Genomic DNA, 17011 nt, shown 5'->3' with positions numbered 1-17011 from the left:
CCGCGCCGCGCGCCACGGGTGCCCGGTGCGCTACCCGTTCCTCAGGCGCTCCGGGCGCCGCCGTCGCGCCGGGCGTGCCGGGCGCGGGCGGGCAGCGCCGCCCAGACCGTGACCTCGCCGGGCGCGTCCCGCACGCCCCAGTCGCTGGCCAGTTGGTCGACGATGCTCAGGCCGCGGCCGCCGCGGGAGGTCAGCGACGGGCTGGCGGGCAGCGGCCGGGTGGCCGCGCCGCCGTCGGTGACCTCCAGGGTGAGCACGCCGTCGGCGTGCATCTGCCAGCGGATCAGCACGCCGCCGTCCGGCTCGACCGCGCCCTCGCCGTGCTCCCGGTCGTCCGGCGCGGGGTGCGCGCCGGACGGCACGCCGACCAGTACCTGCCCGAGCACCTCGGCCCGGGCGCTGCGGCCGAGCGCGGGCAGCGGACCGAGCGGGCGGGCGTATCGACAGGCGTTGCTCAACAGTTCGGAAAGGATCAGTACGGCATCATCGATGACCGGTTCCGGTATCTGCCGGTCACCCAGATCTCGACGCAGTCGGCGCCGCGCGACCCCGACACTCGCTGGGCCGTGCGGCACTGCCATGGTCGATGAAGTCGGCACTTCACGCGCCACCATCAACGCCACCCCCGGACCTCCTTCAGCGTCAGCCGAGGGAGAGATGCCCCTTCGTAATGCGTCGGAAACGAGCACCGGACGATCCCGCGAGCCCATTTCGAGCATCGCGACCGAGGGTCGACACGAGGTCATTCCCTGCTCACCCTCTGTCGTCCGGTGGCGGGAATTCGGCAATACCGAGCGCTGAAGGTTTGGCTGCCGACCAGAGTGACCAGCCCGGACGGCCACGGCCGTCGGTGCGTCGGCGGATCACCGGCCGAGTTGCGCCAGCACTTCCGCGGGCCGGTTGGTGATGATCGCGGACACCCCGAGTTCCAGGCAGAGTTCGACGTCGGCCGGTTCGTCCACCGTCCACACGTGCACCTGGTGCCCCAGTTCGCGCAGCCTGGTCACCAGCTGCGGGCGGGCCCGCACCAGCTCGATGCCCGGCCCGGCGATCCGCGCCCCGCCCGGCAGCGGCGCACCCTCGCGCAGTCGGCCGAGCAGCGGCAGCATCCGCTCGAAGAGGAACACCCGCCGGTAGTCCGGCGCGGCGGTGGCCACCCGGTTCAGCGCGATCGAGGAGAAGCTCATGATCCGGGCGGACGGCCGGTCGCCCTCCTGGGCCGCGCCGATCTTGTACCGCTCCAGCATCCGCAGCAGTTCGGCCTCCACCCGCCCGCGGAAGCGCACCGGGTGCTTGGTCTCGATCGCCAGGTCCACCGGGCGGCCGCAGTCCACCACCAGCTCCAGCAGCCGCTCCAGCCGCAGCACGCCGCGCAGCTCCGGGTCGGTGCTGGGGCGCCCGGTCTTCCAGGCGCCGAAGTCGTACGCCTCCAGCTCGGCGAGCGTCATCGCCGAGACGGTGCCCCGGCCGTTGGAGACCCGGCCGATCCGCCGGTCGTGCACGCACACCAGCCGGCCGTCGGCCGTCACCCGGACGTCGCACTCGACCGCGTCCGCGCCCTCGTCGAGCGCGCGGCGGTAGGCCGCGAGGGTGTGTTCGGGCAGCGCGTGGGAGGAACCGCGGTGGGCGATCACCTGGACGGGCGGCGCGGTGCGCGCCGCCGCCGAGGACAGGTCTGGGCTGGTCACGGGGCCAACGATAGGCGGCGGAGGTGACGCGGGGGAGAAGACGGCCCCAACCTGCGGGGCCGTCTTCGGCGGACGGGCGTCAGCGCGCGGCGCGGCGGGCCAGCGGGGTGAGCGCCCAGGTGGCCAGGGCCGGCACCAGGAAGGCGAACAGGGAGGCGGAGGTCCACTCCTGCGGGGTGAAGTGCAGGGCGCCCTGGGCGGACGTCCAGAAGTCCGTCCACCAGCCGGCCACCGCCGTCGGCGCGATGAACTGGTAGACCGCGAAGCCCAGCACCCACGGCAGCAGCATCGTCCAGCGCGACGGCGTGTCCTCGGAGAGGTTCCAGCCGTGCCGGCCGGCGCCGAGGAAGAAGTCGACCGCCAGCACCGCCAGCAGCGGCACGAACACCGAGCCGATCAGGCCGAGGAAGTTGGTGTAGGTGTCGGTGAACTTGTCGATCCGCAGCGCCAGCACGGTGGTCAGCACGCCGATCCCGCCGGTCAGCAGCCGGCGGTCCACCTTCGGCAGCAGGTTCTGCACCGACATCGCCGTCGAGTAGACGTTGGCGAAGGACTGGTCCGTCTCGCGCACCACCAGGACCAGCAGGAACAGCCAGCCGGCCCAGACGCCGAGGAAGGAGTCGAAGATCCTGTTCGGGTCGCCGCCGGACTGCAGCAGCGCCATCAGGCCGAGCACGTAGCACCAGACCTGGGCGATCGTGTAGCCGGAGAAGCTCCCCCAGAACGCCGAGCGCGCGGTGCGCGAGTGCCGGGTGTAGTCGGCGGCCAGCGGAACGAAGGAGATCGACACCGCGACCATCGCGTCGGTCGCGCCCAGGAAGCCGTGCCAGTTGCCGGCGCCCGGGTCCGGCACGCCCTGGCGGCCCAGCTGGACGGTGAAGTACACCATCGCGACGGCGACCGCCCCGGCCACGAAGCGGCGCAGCACCGCGATCGAGCCCAGCGGCCAGATGGTCAGCGCGGTGGTCAGCGCGCCCGCGAGCAGCACGAACAGCCAGCGGTAGCCGGTGGTGTGGGCGACGGTCTGGGCGCCCGCCGAGATCGTCAGCAGCTCGAACACGCCCCAGCCGACGCACTGCACGATGTTCAGCACCGTCGGCAGGTACGACAGCCGGGTGCCGAACAGCCCGCGCAGGCTGGCCATCGCGGGGGCGCCGGTCCGGGCGCCGATCAGCGCGGCCACCCCGAGCATCGCGGTGCCGACGGCCGTGCCGACCGCGATCGCCGTCACCGAGGCGGCCAGCGACAGCTCGCTGCCGGGGGCGCCGAGCACGGTGGCGGCGGTGGAGAAGCCGATCAGGCTGACGCCCAGGTTCATCCAGAGCGCGAAGTGGTCCCGGAAGCGCAGCGTGCGCGGCGGCTCGGTGTCCAGCACCAGCGGGGCCTCGACCCGGCCGGCGGGATCCAGGACGGCGGTCGCGGTGGTCGCGGCGGTGGAATCGGGGACGGCGGACTCGGGGAAATCCTTGGACGCGTGCGCGCCCGAAGAAGAGGATGACGAAGCAGACGGCATGGCCGATACTCCCTACGCCGGCATTACCCGGACAGGTTCCGGCGGTCAGCGCCCCTCGAACGTCCGCCGCGATCGCGTGGCGTACGGTCGACATGCGCACTCTCAGCCTGGTCGGTCCAAGCTCCCGCGTGTCAGTTTGGAGCGACAGGCTAACCGGCACGGGGGCGAACACCCAAGGCCACGGCCTGCGCGGTCCGCATCGCGGAACGCCCGGCGGGGGAGGGGAGCCGCAGCCGTCGGCGCCGGCTAAGGATTCTTATGAGTTCTTCAGAGGGGTCCTTACGGCAATCGAATCGACAGTGCGAAAAACTATGGTCCTTGGTTCTGCCAGCTATGGAGGTCGTCCGTGAGCACCGAGCGCGAGGTTGGGCCCACCGGGCCGCAGGGGGAGCAGCCCGCCGGCCGGAGGGCGGCCGAGTCCGCTTCCGAAGGCCCCGCTCAGGGCGGGCACCAGCCGACCATGGCCTTCCGTCGGGTCGCCGAGCCGGAGGCCGTTGACGCGGGTGCCGGCCCGGCGGAAACCGCCCCCGTCGAGGCCGCCCCGGCCGACGCGGCCCCGGCGGACGGCGGACACAAGCCGACGATGGCGTTCAGCCGGGTGCCCCAGCCCGAGGCTCCGGCCGCGCAGGCTCCGGGCGCCGAGGCCGCGGAGGCCGCCGAGGCCGCAGCCGCCCCGGCGGAGGGCGGGCACAAGCCCACCGTCGCCTTCACCAAGGTCCCCGCCCCGGAGGCCCCGGCCGTCGCGCCCGCGGCACCCGTCGCCGAGGAGCCCGCCGTCGACCCGGCCACCGGCTACATCGACGCGCCGCCGCCCCTCCTGCCGCCCGCCCCGCCCTCCCCCGCCGACACCCCGGCCGCCCCGGCCGTCGCGCCCGCCGCCCCGGCGCTGCCGCAGGCCGGCAACCCGTACGCCACCCCGACCCACGGCGTCCCGGCCGCCGGCGCGCACGACGCGTACGGCGCCGCCCCCGGCACCCCGGGCGCGCCCGCCCCCGGAGCACCCGCCGCGCACGGCCACCACCCGTTCGGCGCCGGCCAGCCGCTCGGCGGCTGGGGCCCCACCCACGACTCCGCCTCCGGCGGCGCGGGCTACCCCGGGGGCCCGGCGGGCCCGCTCGGCTACCCGTCCGAGTACCCCGGCGGCCCCCACGGCGGCGGCCCGCGCAAGAAGCGCGGCGGCCTGGTGGCCCTGATCGCGGCCGTCGCGCTGGTCGCCGGCGTGGCCGGCGGCGCGCTGGGCGTGACCGTCGCCGACCGCAACGGCAGCAGCAGCTCCGCGGACGACCACCGCAGCACCACCGTTCAGGCCAGCGACACCCAGAAGAACGAGCCCGCCCCCGGCTCGATCGCCGGCATCGCGCAGAAGGCGCTGCCCAGCGTCGTCACCATCAAGGCGCAGGGCAACGGCGAGTCGGGCACCGGCACCGGCTTCGTCTTCGACACCGAGGGCCACATCCTCACCAACAACCACGTCGTCGCGCCGACCCTCAACGGCGGCAAGCTGACCGTGAAGTTCGCCGACGGCACCTCGTACAACGCCTCGGTGCTGGGCCACGCCGAGGGCTACGACGTCGCCGTGGTCAAGATCGACAACCCGCCGAAGAGCAAGCTGGCCCCGCTGCCGCTGGCCGACTCCGACAAGGTCAACGTCGGCGACGCCACCGTCGCGATCGGTGCGCCATACGGCCTGGAGTCCACCGTCACCAGCGGCATCATCAGCGCCAAGGACCGCCCGGTGGCCTCCGGCGACGAGACCGGCTCGCAGGCCTCGTACATGAACGCCCTGCAGACCGACGCCTCCATCAACCCCGGCAACTCCGGCGGCCCGCTGCTCGACTCCGGCGGCGCGGTGGTCGGCATCAACTCGGCGATCCAGTCCAACGCCTCCGCCAACGGCCGGGCCGGCAGCATCGGCCTGGGCTTCGCCATCCCGATCAACCAGGCCAAGTGGGTCGCGGACACCCTGATCAAGACCGGCAAGCCGGTCTACGCCAAGCTCGACGTGCTCCGCAACGACGACTACAAGGGCGACGGCGCGCAGATCCAGACCAAGGACATCCAGGGCCAGCCCGCCGTCACCCCCGGCGGCGCGGCCGACAAGGCCGGCCTCAAGCCGGGCGACGTCATCACCAAGCTCGGCGGCGTCCCGATCGAGAACGGCCCCGCCCTGGTCAGCCGGATCTGGACGCACAAGCCCGGCGAGACCGTCGACGTCGAGTACACCCGCAACGGCCAGACCGCCACCACCAAGGTCACGCTCGGCCAGCGGGAAGGCGACCAGTAGTCCCTCCGCCCACCGACCGGCACCGCCGCGAAACGGTGTGCACCGAACCCCGCCGGACCCGTTAGGCTGACCTCCGCCTGGAGAGCTGCCCGAGCGGCCTAAGGGAACAGTCTTGAAAACTGTCGTGGCGTGACCCGTCACCGTGGGTTCGAATCCCACGCTCTCCGCCGGTAGGAGAACCACCTGCTCGAGGCGGGTGCCGACATCGAGTCGGCACCCGCCTTCTGCGTTCGCGGCGGCGGGTCGGCGGGCGGGGTTGACCCTGACACCGTGGGAGGCCGTGGAGTGGAAGCACCATGTTGAACATCGGAGACTTCGCCAGTCACGGCCGGGTGTCGGTGCGGATGCTGCGCCACTACGACGCGATCGGCCTGTTGCGGCCCGCCCGGGTCGACCCGGTCAGCGGGTACCGCTCGTACGAGGCGTCCCAACTCGCCCGGCTCAACCGCGTGATCGCGCTCAAGGAGCTCGGCTTCACGCTGCAGCAGGTGCGGGCCGTCCTCGACGAGGAGGTGGACGCGGCCGAACTGCGCGGCATGCTGCGGCTGCGGCGGGCCCAGCTCGCCGAGGCGATCGCGGCGGACGAGCAGCGGTTGGCCCGGGTGGAGGCGAGGCTCCGGACGATCGAGAGCGAGGGGACCATGTCCGAGCACGATGTCGTGGTGAAGTCGGTGCCGTCCGTCCGGGTGGCCCAACTGTCCGGCGTGGCAAGGAGTTACGAGCCCGAGGACATCACACCGGTGATCGGTCCGCTGTTCGCCGAGCTGTGCCGGCGGCTGGCCGGGGCCGGGGTCGAGGCGACCGGTCCGTCCGTCGCCCGGTACGAGGACGCGCCGGAGGGCGACGGTTCGGTACTGGTCCTGGCGGCCGTACCGGTCGGGGCGTCGGTGCGGCCGGGCGGGCACGACTTCGAGGTGCTCGACCTGCCGCCGATCGAGCGGGCGGCGACCATCGTTCACCGGGGAGCGATGGACGGGGTGCTGGGCACCGTCCAGGAACTGGCCCGCTTCATCGAGGAGAACGGCTACCGTTCGGCCGGCTACGCCCGGGAGCTGTACCTGGAGTGCCCGCAGGACCAGGCCCAGTGGGTCACCGAACTCCAGGAACCGGTGGTCCGCCGGTAGGACCGGCCCGCTCTTGCCCTCGACCAGGTCGAGGGTCGTAGCGTCGCCGGGCATGACCACCGCCTCCTCCGAGCCGCCACCGGCGGCGCTCCCCGGGCCGTACCTGCTCTGGCTGGCCGGGGCCCAGGCCGGGCTGCTCGGCGACGCCGCGCTGTACTTCGCCCTCGGCTGGGCGGCCTCCGCACACGGTGGCGGGGCAGCGGGCCTCGTCCTGACGGCGATCACCGTGCCGCGCACCGTGCTGCTCCTGCCGGGCGGCGCGGCCGCGGACCGGTTCGGCGCCCGACGGGTGATGGTCGCCGCCGACGCGGTGATGCTCGCCGCGACCGCCGCCCTGGCGTGCGTGGCGGGCGGCGCGGACGGTGCCGGCGGCCCGGGCGCACCGGGGACGCCGCTGTGGCTGTTGGTGGTGTCGGCGGCCGTGATCGGCACGGTCGACGCCTTCCTCCTCCCCGCGGCCGGGTCGATGCCGGCCCGCCTGGTGCCCGCCGACCGGCTGCCCCGGGCACTCGCCCTGCGCCAGGCCGGCGGGCAGAGCGCTGTCCTGATCGGCGCGCCGCTGGGCGGTTTGCTGGTCGCCGTCGGCGGGCTGTCCGGTGCCGCGGCGGCGGACGCGGTGAGCTTCGGGGTCGTCCTGCTGGTCCTGCTGCGGGTCCGGCCGACGCCGGAGACGCCCCCTGCCGTGCCCGGTGCCGTGCCCGGTGCCGCCTCGGCCGGCCTGCTGCGCGAGGCCGCGTCCGGCGTCCGGCTCGCCATGGGCGACCCGCTGCTGCGGGCCGCGCTGCTGCTCACGGGGGCGGCCGCCGGCGCCCTGCTGCCGGTGGTGTCGCTCCTCGGTCCGCTGCTCGCCCGGGCGCACGGCTGGACGGCGGGCACGGCCGGACTGGTGACGGGCGGGCAGGCGGCCGGGGTGCTCGCGGTGGCGGCCCTGGTCGCCTGGCGGGGCGGGCTGCCCCGGGCCGGTGCGGGGGCGGCGGCCGGGCTCTGCACGGCGTCGGCGGGGATCGCCCTGCTGGCGCCGGCCGCCGGGCCGGTGCCGGCGGTGGTCGGCAGCACGGTGGCGGGGGTCGGCTCGGGGCTGTTCGCCTGCCACCTCGGTCCGCTGGTACTGACGGGCGCGCCGCCGTCCCACCTCTCCCGTGTCCAGTCACTGCTCACGCTCGTGCAGAGCCTGGCGCTGGTGCTGTCGAACGTCCTGCTGGGCCTGCTCGCCGACCGCGCCGGCGCCGCCCTGCCCACCCTCCTCTGTGCCCTCGCCACCGCCGCCGCCGGCCTCGCCGCCCTGGCCACCCCGGCCCTGCGCCGCGCCTGATCCGGCCGGGCGGCGGCACCCCGGCCAGGACGGCCCCCGCCGGACGTCCCGCGTTGGACGGCCCCCGGCAACGGCCCGGCCCGCGACGGACCGGGCCCACTTGCCCGGCTCCCGCCGTCCGGGCAGAGTGCGGAGGTGGCGGCGGTCGGGCGGTGAGCGGAGGCGGCGATGGGCGATCTGACGGACCGACTGGTGCAGGGCCTCCCGACCGGGGCCGTCGTGGTGGATCCCGACGTGACCGTCGCGTACAGCCGCGACATGGCGGGGTTCTGTGCGGCCGGTGTGCCCGCCGCGGTGGTGTTCCCGGAGACGGTCGAGCAGGTTCAGCACGTGATGCGCACCGCGACGGAGCTGAGCGTGCCGGTGGTGCCGCAGGGCGCCCGGACGGGGTTGTCGGGGGCCGCGAACGCGGTGGACGGCTGCATCGTGCTGTCCCTGGTGAAGTTGAACCGGATCCTGGAGATCGATCCGGTGAACCGGATCGCGGTCGTCGAGCCCGGCGTGGTGAACGCCGAACTCTCGCGCAAGGCGGAGGAGTCGGGCCTGTCGTACCCGCCGGATCCGTCCAGTTGGGAGTCGTGCACGATCGGCGGCAACATCGGCACCGGCGCGGGTGGGCTCTGCTGCGTGAAGTACGGCGTCACCAGCGAGTACGTCCTCGGCCTGGACGTGGTGCTGGCGGACGGGCGGCTGCTGTCCACCGGCCGCCGGACGGCCAAGGGGGTGGCGGGCTACGACCTGACCCGGCTGTTCGTCGGCTCGGAGGGGACGCTCGGCGTGGTGGTCCGGGCGGTTCTGGCGCTGAGGCCCGCGCCGGCTCCGCAGCTGGCGCTGGCGGCCGAGTTCCCGAGCGCGGACGCGGCGGGCGCGGCGGTCTGCGAGGTGATGGCGCGCGGCCTGACCCCGTCGTTGATGGAGCTGATGGACACGGTCTCGGTGCGGGCCGTCAACGAGCTGGGGCAGATGGGGTTGCCGGAGTCCACCCAGGCGCTGCTGCTGGTGGCCTTCGACGGGCCGGACCGGGAGGGGGAGCTGGCGCGGGCCGCGCAGCTGTGCCGGGATGCCGGGGCGACCGAGGTGGTGCCGGCCGAGGACCAGGCGGAGTCCGACCTGCTGCTGGCCGCCCGGCGGCTGGCGCTGCCCGCGATGGACCGGCTGGGCACCACGATGATCGACGACGTGGCGGTGCCGCGTTCCCGGCTGGCCGAGATGCTGAACGGTGTCGCGGTGATCGCGGAGCGGCACGGCCTGACCATCGGGGTGGTCAGCCATGCCGGGGACGGCAACACCCATCCGATCGTGATCTTCGACGCCGCGGACGGTGAGCAGGTCGTCCGGGCGCAGCGTTCGTTCGACGAGATCATGGCGCTCGGACTGGAGCTGGGCGGCACGATCACCGGGGAGCACGGGGTGGGGCTGCTCAAGCGGGACTGGCTGGCCCGCGAGCTGGGCCCGGTGGCGCTGGACCTGCAGCGGCAGTTGAAGGCGGTCTTCGATCCGTTGGGCATCCTGAACCCGGGCAAGATGGTCTGATTTCCGATAGCCGGCCCGGGCGGCTCCGTCATGCCCGCCTGTGCGGCCGGGTATCGATACGACTTTCCGATGGTCTGTGAATGGCCGAAAAGTCGACATCGAAGAGTGATTGGACCTGTCCGGGCGCATTCGCGACTTGTGTGCGACCGGGTGGTGCGACCAGTGGCTTGCTGGACGCCGAGCGCCCTCTCCGGTGAGCGTGCGCTCCGCGTCGATTCGAGTAAAGCCACAGCTCAACAGGCATATTGCCGCGCCTTGTCCGATTTTCATGCCGCCATGCGGGACCTGGGTGGATATCACGCAAACGGGCGAAAATTGCGGGGCTGACTAGTGCTTTGTCGATTTGTTGCGGAAGTCTTTCTCCCGGCGTCGCAGCCCGCAGGTGTTCGTCTGGCCGGCGAACCTTGCACACCGTGCTCGACTATTGGACGATTAACAGCTTCTTGGAGGCTTTCATGGCTCGCAGGTACACACCCCGAACGGTCGGACTCCTACTCGCCGGCCCGCTCGCGGCGGGTCTGCTGCTGGCGGGTGCCGGTGCCGCGGCCGCCGACAACGGCGCGGGTGCCGCGGCCGGCTCCAACGCCGGCGTGGTGTCCAACGTGGGCACGGGCAACGTCTTCGGCGGGGTCGACGGCAACTACGTGTCCACCCAGCAGACGGCCACCGGCTCCGGTGCCTCGAACCAGGACAACACCCTCGCCGTGAAGGACAACGCGGGTGCCGTCCTGGCCGGCCAGGGCAACAAGAACGTCAACGTCATCTTCGCTCCGGTCTTCAGCTGACCTGCCCCGGCTGACCGCGTGAGCACACCGGGCACCATCGAAGGCGGGGGCGCCGGAGACGGGTGGCCGCAGGTGGGCTGAGCAACCGCGGACGGGTTCGCAACCGGTCCGATCGGACCGGCCTGGAAACAGCGGACCGGAACGGCAGCAACGGCACCGAACGCCGGAACAACCGGACAACCAGAGGGATCCGCGCATCACAGAGGGAACAGCGCATCGACCGGCCAGCGGAAAGGGTCACCGCGAAACCGGCCCCGTGGGCGGTGCCGCCATCGGCACCGCCCACGAGTGTGTCCGCGGCCGCCCCGCCGAGCGGGCGTGATCCGCCCAGCCAGGGCCCGCGCCCGGGTCCGTCGGCCCGCGGCGGTACGGTTGCGCTCCGACAGCGCACCGCGTGCCCGGGCCCGGAAGGGCGGCCCGGCCGGGGTGGCGACCGCGGCAACCGGAAGGAAGGGTGCGTGATGGCGGCTGAGGAGGAGGGCCTGACGGGCCCCGGCGAGGCCGGTCCCGCACCGGAGCCGCAGGCGGACGCCCGCCCGGGCTCGGCAGCCGAGCCGGCCGGCGAGCGCCGGCCCGAGTCGAGGGGCGAGTCGAACCCCGAGTCGAACCCCGAGCCCAGGCCCGAGCCAAGGTCCGTCCCCGAGCTGCTGCTCGGCCGCCCGCCGATGGCCCGCCCGCTGCCGTCCTTCGACCATGACGGCGCCCCCGCGGAGCCCGGGCCGCTGTTCGTGGACTGGCTCGCCACCGCGCTGGCCGCCGGGGTCCTGGATCCGCAGGCGTTCACCCTCTCCACCGTCGATGCGGACGGCATGCCGGACGCCCGGGTGCTGGTGCTGCGCGACGTCGACGCCGGCGGCACCGGCTGGAACTTCTCCGCCGCCGCCGACAGCCCCAAGGGCCGCCAGCTCGCCGATCACCCGGCGGCCGCGCTGACCGTCTACTGGCCGCAGCTGGGCCGTCAGGTCCGGGTGCGCGGCACCGTCGAGCGGGCCGCCGACCTGGTCGCCGCCGCAGAGTTCGCCACCCGTACGCCCGCCGCCCGGGTCGGTGCGCTGGTCGGGCGGCAGAGCGAGCCGCTGGCCTCGCTCGCCGACTACGACGAGGCGGTGGCGGTCGCCCGTCGACGGCTGGAGACGCACCCGGACGCCGTGGCGCCGGGGCACGCGGTCTACACCCTGTGGGCGCACGAGGTGGAGTTCTGGCAGGGCGACGCCCAGCGCCGGCACGTCCGCCTGCGCTACACCCGCACCGGCCCCGTCAGCTCGCCGGAGTGGTCGCGCACCCTGCTCTGGCCGTAAGGCGCGGGCCGCGGGGCTCTGGCCGTGAGGCACGGGCCGTGAGGCGCTGGCCGCGGGGCGGGGCCTACCGCCGCCCCGCCAGCGTGGCGCCGACGCTGGCCGCCACCACGCAACCGATCCCGGCCAGCTGAGGCACGCCCAGCAGTTGGCCCAGCACCACCAGTCCGACCAGCGCGCTGACCGCCGGCTCCAGGCTGACCAGCACGCTGAACACCCGCTGCGGCATCCGGCGCAGCGCGGTCATCTCCAGCGCGTACGGGATCACCGGCAGCAGCAGCGACACCCCGGCGACCGCCGCGAGCAGCACCAGCGGTGAGGCGTCGGGGGCCGTCAGCCCGTGCCAGGCCTCGCCGAGCCCGAACGGGGCCAGCGTCAGCGCGCCGACCGTCATCGACACGGCCAGGCCCTGGAACCCCTGGAAGGTCGCGCCGACCTTGTCGGTGAACAGGATGTACAGCGCGTAGCAGGCGGCCGCCCCGAAGGCGTACAGCAGGCCGACCGGGTCGAGCGAGCCCCCGCCGTCGCCCTCGCCGAGCAGGGTGAGCAGTGCCACGCCGGCGGCCGCGAGCAGCGCCCAGAGCAGGTGGCTGGCGCGTCGGGCGAAGACCAGGGCGACCGCGAGCGGACCGAGGAACTCGATGGTCGCGGCGGTGCCCATCGGCAGCCGGTCGACCGCCCCGGCGAACAGGAAGGTCATCCCGGCCGAGGCCACGCCGAGCAGCGCGGCCGCGGCGAGGTCTCGGGGGCGCTTGTCGCGCAGCTTCGGGCGCGTGGCGGCGAGCAGGATGACGGCGGCGAAGCCGAGCCGCAGGAAGGTCGTGCCGCTGACGCCGAGCGGGCCGAAGAGCGGCTTGGACAGAGCGATGCCGGTCTGCACCAGGAACATCGCGGTCAGGCAGAGAAGCGGCGCCGGAATCCTCTCCCAGCCGCCCCGCCCGTGCCCGCCGCCGAGCTCGTGCCCGCCCTCCCGCTCGTGCCCGCCGCCCCGCTCGCCGGCCGGCCCGCCCGTGGGGGCGGTCGGCGCGGCAAGGGCCTCGGCGACGGCGGCGGCCGATGACGAGGCGGCGGAGGTTTCGCTGGTGTGGGACGTGGGCATAGCGGCGAGTTTGCCGTAAGGAGTGATGAAGCGGCAAGCTCGTTACAAATATCGGGACGGAAGTGGACGGGTGCGTCCGAAAGGGTGGACCCCGGCGAGGCCCACGGCGTGGTTGCCGGATTCGCCCGACGGTTCGTCAGTAGCAAGGCTGGATGCGCTATCTCCGCCCAGCGGCCCTCCTCGCCGCCTCCCTCGTGCTCCTGCTGGCCACCGACGGGACGGGCGTGAGCGCCGGAGCCGCCGCCCGGACCACCGCCGTCCCCCGCATCCGGGCCGTCACCCTCCCCGACCGCGGCGCCCCACCCCGGTACCGCGAGACCTGGAGCGGCGCCGCCTTCGACGCTTGCGCCGCACCCCCGCTCGACACCCTGCGGGCCTGGCGCGGCACCTCCCCGTACGGGGCGGTCGGCATCTACACCAGCGGCTCCCAGCGCGGCTGCGGCCAGCCCCGGCTCACCGCCGACTGGGTGCGCCAGGCCCGCGCCCTGGGCTGGCGCTTCCTGCCGGTGCACGTGGGACTGCAGGCGCCGTGCGCCGACCAGAGCAGCAAGCCCCGGCGGATCGACCCGGCGAACGCCGTCCAGCAGGGCCGGGACGAGGCCGGCGAGGCCGTCCGCGCGCTGCAGCCGCTCGGGTTCGGCGTCGGCAGCCCGGTCTACCTGGACATCGAGGCCTATCCACTGCGCGACCCGGCCTGCAGCCAGGCCGTGGTCGACTTCACCCTCGGCTGGACCCAGGCCCTGCACTCCGCCGGCTACCGCTCCGGCTTCTACTCCAGCCTCGACTCCGGCATCACCGACCTCGCCGCCGCCGCCCGGGCCGGCAGCTCCCCGATGCCCGACGCGCTCTGGTACGCCCGCTGGGACGACCACGCCGACACCGCCGGCTCCGGCGCCCTGACCCCCGACCTCTGGGGCCTCCACCAGCGCGTCCACCAGTACCACGGCAACGTCGAGGAGACGTACGGCGGTGCCGCCCTCACCATCGACCGCAACCAGGTGGACGGCCCCACCGCCGGCTGAGGCCCGTCGGCTGGAGCCCGTCGCCCGGGGTCCGTCGGCGGAGGGCCGCCCCGAGGGGCCCGCCGGTAGGGTGGCCCCCGGTCACAGCGGAGGGGGCGGAATGCCGAACGGTCAGGAGTACGGCGGAACCGGCGGGTACGGCCAGGGAGCCGCGGACGGCTACGGCGCGGTGCCGTCGCCGAGCCCGTACGGGCAGGTGCCGCCCGGGCAGAACCCGTACGCACAGCCGGTGCCGCCGCAGCCGTACCCCTCGCAGCCGCTCGCCCCGCAGCCGCCTGCCTCCGCCCAACCGCCGTACGCTGCCGCGCAGTTCGGCTCGCAGCCGCAGCCGCAGCCGCAGCCGCAGCCGCAGCCGCAGCCGCAGCCGCAGCCGCAGCCGCAGCTCGACTCGCGACCGCAGCCCGGCGGCTTCCCCGGCCCCGCGCCGCGCCGCAGCCCCGTCGGCGTGCTGATCCAGTTCCTCCTGCAGTGGATCTACGCCCCGCTCTGGGTCGTCGGCCTGGTGTTCCTGTTCGTGGTCCTGATCTTCGCCGAGTACAACGGGAGCGGCCCCTCCTCCGACGGCTGGCTGCGGGTCAACCGCAGCTTCATGCCGCCGCGCCGCCTGCGCGCCGAGCTGACCGGCCGCCCGGAGGACTGGGAGCGCTACGTCACCCCGATCCTCCGGCGCCGCATCGCCGCGGCCGAGGCCGGTCACGCGGCCGGCGGCGGCGAGGTGCAGGCCGACCTGGGCCGGGAGGTGTCGGTCCGGCTCGCCGTGCGCCTCTACCGGGGCCTCGGCGCGGACGGCGTGGTCCGGCTCGCCGAGCGGCAGGGCTGGCACGGGGTGCTGCCGGGCACCGGCAGCGGCGTCGGCACCGGCAGCGGCACCGATGCCGAGCACGTCAAGCTCGCCCGCCGCTTCCCCGCCCCGACCGGCCTGAGCGCCCCGTCCCCGCAGGACCCGCCCGCCGCTCCCGGCACCCCGTGGGGCCCGCAGCCGTCCCGCTCCGCGCTGCTGCTCCCGTTCGTGTTCCTGCTGCAGATCGTCTACGTCCCGGTGATCTTCCTGCTCACGTTCTGGGTGAACCGCCCCGAGCCGGACCACTGGGAGCGCTGGGGCGCCCGCTGGACGGTCGGTCCGCGCGCCTTCCGGGCCGAGTTCACCGGCAGTCCCGCCGCCTGGGACCGCCACGTCCGCCGCATCCTCAAGCGCGACGGCACCCGTGAACTCGCCCGCACCGCCGAGAGCTACCGCCGGATCACCGCCCCCGACGGCACCTACCTGCGCCGCATCCGGCTCAACCGCGCGACCTACCGCGGCGCCGGCGCCCACCAGGCCCTGCGCATCGCCGCCGAACAGGGCTGGGCCCTCGACCCCACCTACACCCCCGATCCCGTCAACTCCCTCCACCTCTGCCGCCGCGAGCGGAGCTGACCGCCCGCCCGCCCGCCGGGCGGACCGGGTGACGCCGTGACCCGTGCAACGGGGTCGGGATGCTGACAGCGGGCGGTCCGGGCGGCAAAATCGGGCAGGTCCGCGCGCACTACCGCCCAGTAGGTGCCGCAGGCGCACCGGCAGTGCCGCCAGGTCAAGGAGGACCCGTGTTCAGCACGATGCAGGACGTCCCGCTCACCGTCGCCCGGATCCTGGAGCACGGGTCCACGATCCACGGCCGCTCGACCGTCACCACCTGGGACGGCACCGGGCCGGTCGTCCGGACCTACGCCGAGGTGGGCGCCCGGGCCGCGCAGCTCGCGTGGGCCCTGCGCGACGAGCTCGGGGTGACGGCGGACGACCGGGTCGCCACCCTGATGTGGAACAACGCCGAGCACCTGGAGGCGTACCTCGCCGTCCCCGCGATGGGGGCCGTGCTGCACACGCTCAACCTGCGGCTGCCCGGTCAACAGCTGTCGTTCATCGTCAACCACGCCGCCGACCGCGTGGTCATCGTCAACGGCACCGTCCTCCCGCTCCTCGCCGCCGTCCTGCCGGCCCTCGCGCCGACGCTCAGGCACATCGTGGTGAGCGGCCCCGGCGACCGCTCGCTGCTGGCGGGCTTCGCGGGCGGTGTGCACGACTACGAGGAGCTGATCGCGGGCCGGCCCACCGCGTACCCGTGGCGCAGCGACGTCGACGAGCGCCAGGCCGCCGTGCTCTGCTACACCTCCGGCACCACCGGCGACCCGAAGGGCGTGCTCTACAGCCACCGCTCGGTCTACCTGCACTGCCTGCAGGTCAATACGGGTGACAACTTCGCGTTCACCCCGCGCGACACCGCGCTGCCCGTGGTCCCGATGTTCCACGTGAACGCCTGGGGCATCCCGCACGCCGCCTTCATGTCCGGCGCCGGCCTGCTGATGCCGGACCGTTTCCTCCAGCCGAAGCCGATGGCCGAGATGATCGCCGCCGTCCGCCCGACCGTGAGCGCGGCCGTCCCCACGATCTGGAGCGGCCTGCTGGACGAGCTCGACGCGGGCGACTACGACACCTCCAGCCTGCGCATGGTGGTCATCGGCGGCAGCGCCTGCCCGCCGTCGCTGATGAAGGGCTTCGAGGAGCGCCACGGCATCCGGGTCCTCCACGCCTGGGGCATGACCGAGACCTCCCCGCTCGGATCCTTCGCCCAGCCCCCGGGCGGTCTCACCCCCGAGGAGGAGTGGCCGTACCGGATCACCCAGGGCATCTTCCCGGCCTCCGTCGAGGCCCGGCTGATCGGCCCGGGCGGCGAGCGGATGCCGCACGACGGCGTCGCGGCGGGCGAGTTGGAGGTGCGCGGCCCGTGGATCGCCGGGGCGTACTACGGCGGCGCCGGGCAGGATCCGGTCCGCCCGGACGACAAGTTCTCCGAGGACGGCTGGCTGCGCACCGGCGACGTGGGCACCATCACCGCCGACGGCTACCTCACCCTCACCGACCGGGCCAAGGACGTCATCAAGTCCGGCGGCGAGTGGATCTCGTCGGTCGAGCTGGAGAACGAGCTGATGGCCCACCCCGAGGTGGCCGAGGCCGCCGTGGTCGCCGTCCCGGACGAGAAGTGGGGCGAGCGTCCGCTGGCCACCGTGGTCCTGCGGCCGGGTGCGACCGTCGGGCTGCGGGAGCTGCGGGACTTCCTGGCCGGGCGGATCGCCTCCTGGCAGCTGCCCGAGCGCTGGTCGGTTGTGGAGTCGGTGCCGAAGACCTCGGTCGGCAAGTTCGACAAGAAGGTGATCCGGGCCAGCTACGCGGCGGACGAGCTGGACGTCACGGTGCTCGGCAAGGAGTAGCCGCAGGGACGGCACCGGGCCGGCCGTCCCCGTACCGGACGGGGACGGCCGGCCCGCTCGCTCTCCCGGGGGCGCGGGCGACCCGGGGGCGGAACAGACGGCACAGCGGA

Annotated in this window: 13 protein-coding genes, 1 tRNA gene and 1 riboswitch; of the genes, 10 read left to right on the top strand and 4 right to left on the bottom strand. The window is 74.3% G+C overall.

Features of this window, described 5'->3' with window-relative positions; genetic code table 11:
• Positions 1 to 41: 41 nt before the first annotated feature.
• The 3 genes from IF30_RS0105740 to IF30_RS0105730 all read right to left on the bottom strand — a co-directional run bounded on the left by IF30_RS0105740 (position 42) and on the right by IF30_RS0105730 (position 3201).
• Positions 42 to 458, bottom strand: coding sequence for an ATP-binding protein (locus IF30_RS0105740; RefSeq protein ID WP_420791121.1), 417 nt, complete (start codon positions 456 to 458; stop codon positions 42 to 44).
• A gap of 405 nt (positions 459 to 863) precedes the next feature.
• Positions 864 to 1688: a glycerophosphodiester phosphodiesterase gene (locus IF30_RS0105735; RefSeq protein ID WP_078891153.1), complete on the bottom strand. Its 825-nt coding sequence runs from the start codon at positions 1686 to 1688 to the stop codon at positions 864 to 866.
• Positions 1689 to 1767: 79 nt separating this feature from the next.
• Positions 1768 to 3201 carry a purine-cytosine permease family protein gene (locus IF30_RS0105730; RefSeq protein WP_078891152.1) on the bottom strand — a complete coding sequence of 478 codons (1434 nt, stop codon included), beginning with the start codon at positions 3199 to 3201 and terminating at the stop codon, positions 1768 to 1770.
• Positions 3194 to 3339: riboswitch (TPP riboswitch) on the bottom strand. (Overlaps the previous gene by 8 nt.)
• A gap of 208 nt (positions 3340 to 3547) precedes the next feature.
• On the opposite strand from IF30_RS0105730, the gene IF30_RS0105725 reads away from it, so the two are divergent.
• From IF30_RS0105725 to IF30_RS0105695, 7 genes are all read left to right on the top strand, one after another.
• Positions 3548 to 5485, top strand: coding sequence for a S1C family serine protease (locus IF30_RS0105725; RefSeq protein ID WP_234322597.1), 1938 nt, complete (start codon positions 3548 to 3550; stop codon positions 5483 to 5485).
• A gap of 79 nt (positions 5486 to 5564) precedes the next feature.
• Positions 5565 to 5652: transfer RNA gene (locus IF30_RS0105720), tRNA-Ser, on the top strand.
• Positions 5653 to 5781: 129 nt separating this feature from the next.
• Positions 5782 to 6609: a MerR family transcriptional regulator gene (locus tag IF30_RS0105715; RefSeq protein WP_030232827.1), complete on the top strand. Its 828-nt coding sequence runs from the start codon at positions 5782 to 5784 to the stop codon at positions 6607 to 6609.
• A 52-nt stretch (positions 6610 to 6661) separates the two neighbouring features.
• The gene (locus tag IF30_RS0105710; protein ID WP_037899088.1) at positions 6662 to 7921 is read left to right on the top strand and encodes an MFS transporter; all 1260 of its coding nucleotides are present in this window, start codon (positions 6662 to 6664) and stop codon (positions 7919 to 7921) included.
• A 168-nt stretch (positions 7922 to 8089) separates the two neighbouring features.
• Positions 8090 to 9454, top strand: coding sequence for an FAD-binding oxidoreductase (locus IF30_RS0105705; RefSeq protein WP_030232823.1), 1365 nt, complete (start codon positions 8090 to 8092; stop codon positions 9452 to 9454).
• 455 nt (positions 9455 to 9909) lie between these two features.
• Positions 9910 to 10239 carry a hypothetical protein gene (locus tag IF30_RS0105700; RefSeq protein WP_030232820.1) on the top strand — a complete coding sequence of 110 codons (330 nt, stop codon included), beginning with the start codon at positions 9910 to 9912 and terminating at the stop codon, positions 10237 to 10239.
• Positions 10240 to 10700: 461 nt separating this feature from the next.
• Positions 10701 to 11537, top strand: coding sequence for a pyridoxal 5'-phosphate synthase (locus tag IF30_RS0105695; RefSeq protein ID WP_234322596.1), 837 nt, complete (start codon positions 10701 to 10703; stop codon positions 11535 to 11537).
• Between the two features lie 64 nt (positions 11538 to 11601).
• Here IF30_RS0105695 and IF30_RS0105690 read toward each other — a convergent pair whose 3' ends face one another.
• Entirely contained in the window at positions 11602 to 12633 is a 1032-nt protein-coding gene (locus IF30_RS0105690; protein WP_078891151.1) for an EamA family transporter, read from the bottom strand.
• A 152-nt stretch (positions 12634 to 12785) separates the two neighbouring features.
• On the opposite strand from IF30_RS0105690, the gene IF30_RS0105685 reads away from it, so the two are divergent.
• The 3 genes from IF30_RS0105685 to IF30_RS0105675 all read left to right on the top strand — a co-directional run bounded on the left by IF30_RS0105685 (position 12786) and on the right by IF30_RS0105675 (position 16901).
• Positions 12786 to 13655, top strand: a complete 870-nt coding sequence (locus IF30_RS0105685; RefSeq protein WP_030232813.1) for a glycoside hydrolase domain-containing protein — start codon at positions 12786 to 12788, stop codon at positions 13653 to 13655.
• 100 nt (positions 13656 to 13755) lie between these two features.
• Entirely contained in the window at positions 13756 to 15072 is a 1317-nt protein-coding gene (locus IF30_RS46365) for a hypothetical protein (protein WP_030232810.1), read from the top strand.
• Positions 15073 to 15239: 167 nt separating this feature from the next.
• On the top strand, positions 15240 to 16901 hold the full coding sequence (locus IF30_RS0105675; RefSeq protein ID WP_030232807.1) for a long-chain fatty acid--CoA ligase: 1662 nt from the start codon (positions 15240 to 15242) through the stop codon (positions 16899 to 16901).
• Positions 16902 to 17011: the final 110 nt, after the last annotated feature.

Origin of the sequence: Streptomyces sp. NRRL S-350, assembly GCF_000719705.1 — a bacterium.
GTDB lineage: Bacteria > Actinomycetota > Actinomycetes > Streptomycetales > Streptomycetaceae > Kitasatospora.
The sequence above is the reverse complement of the archived record's forward strand: the minus strand, read 5'-3'. Positions and strand labels throughout refer to the sequence as shown.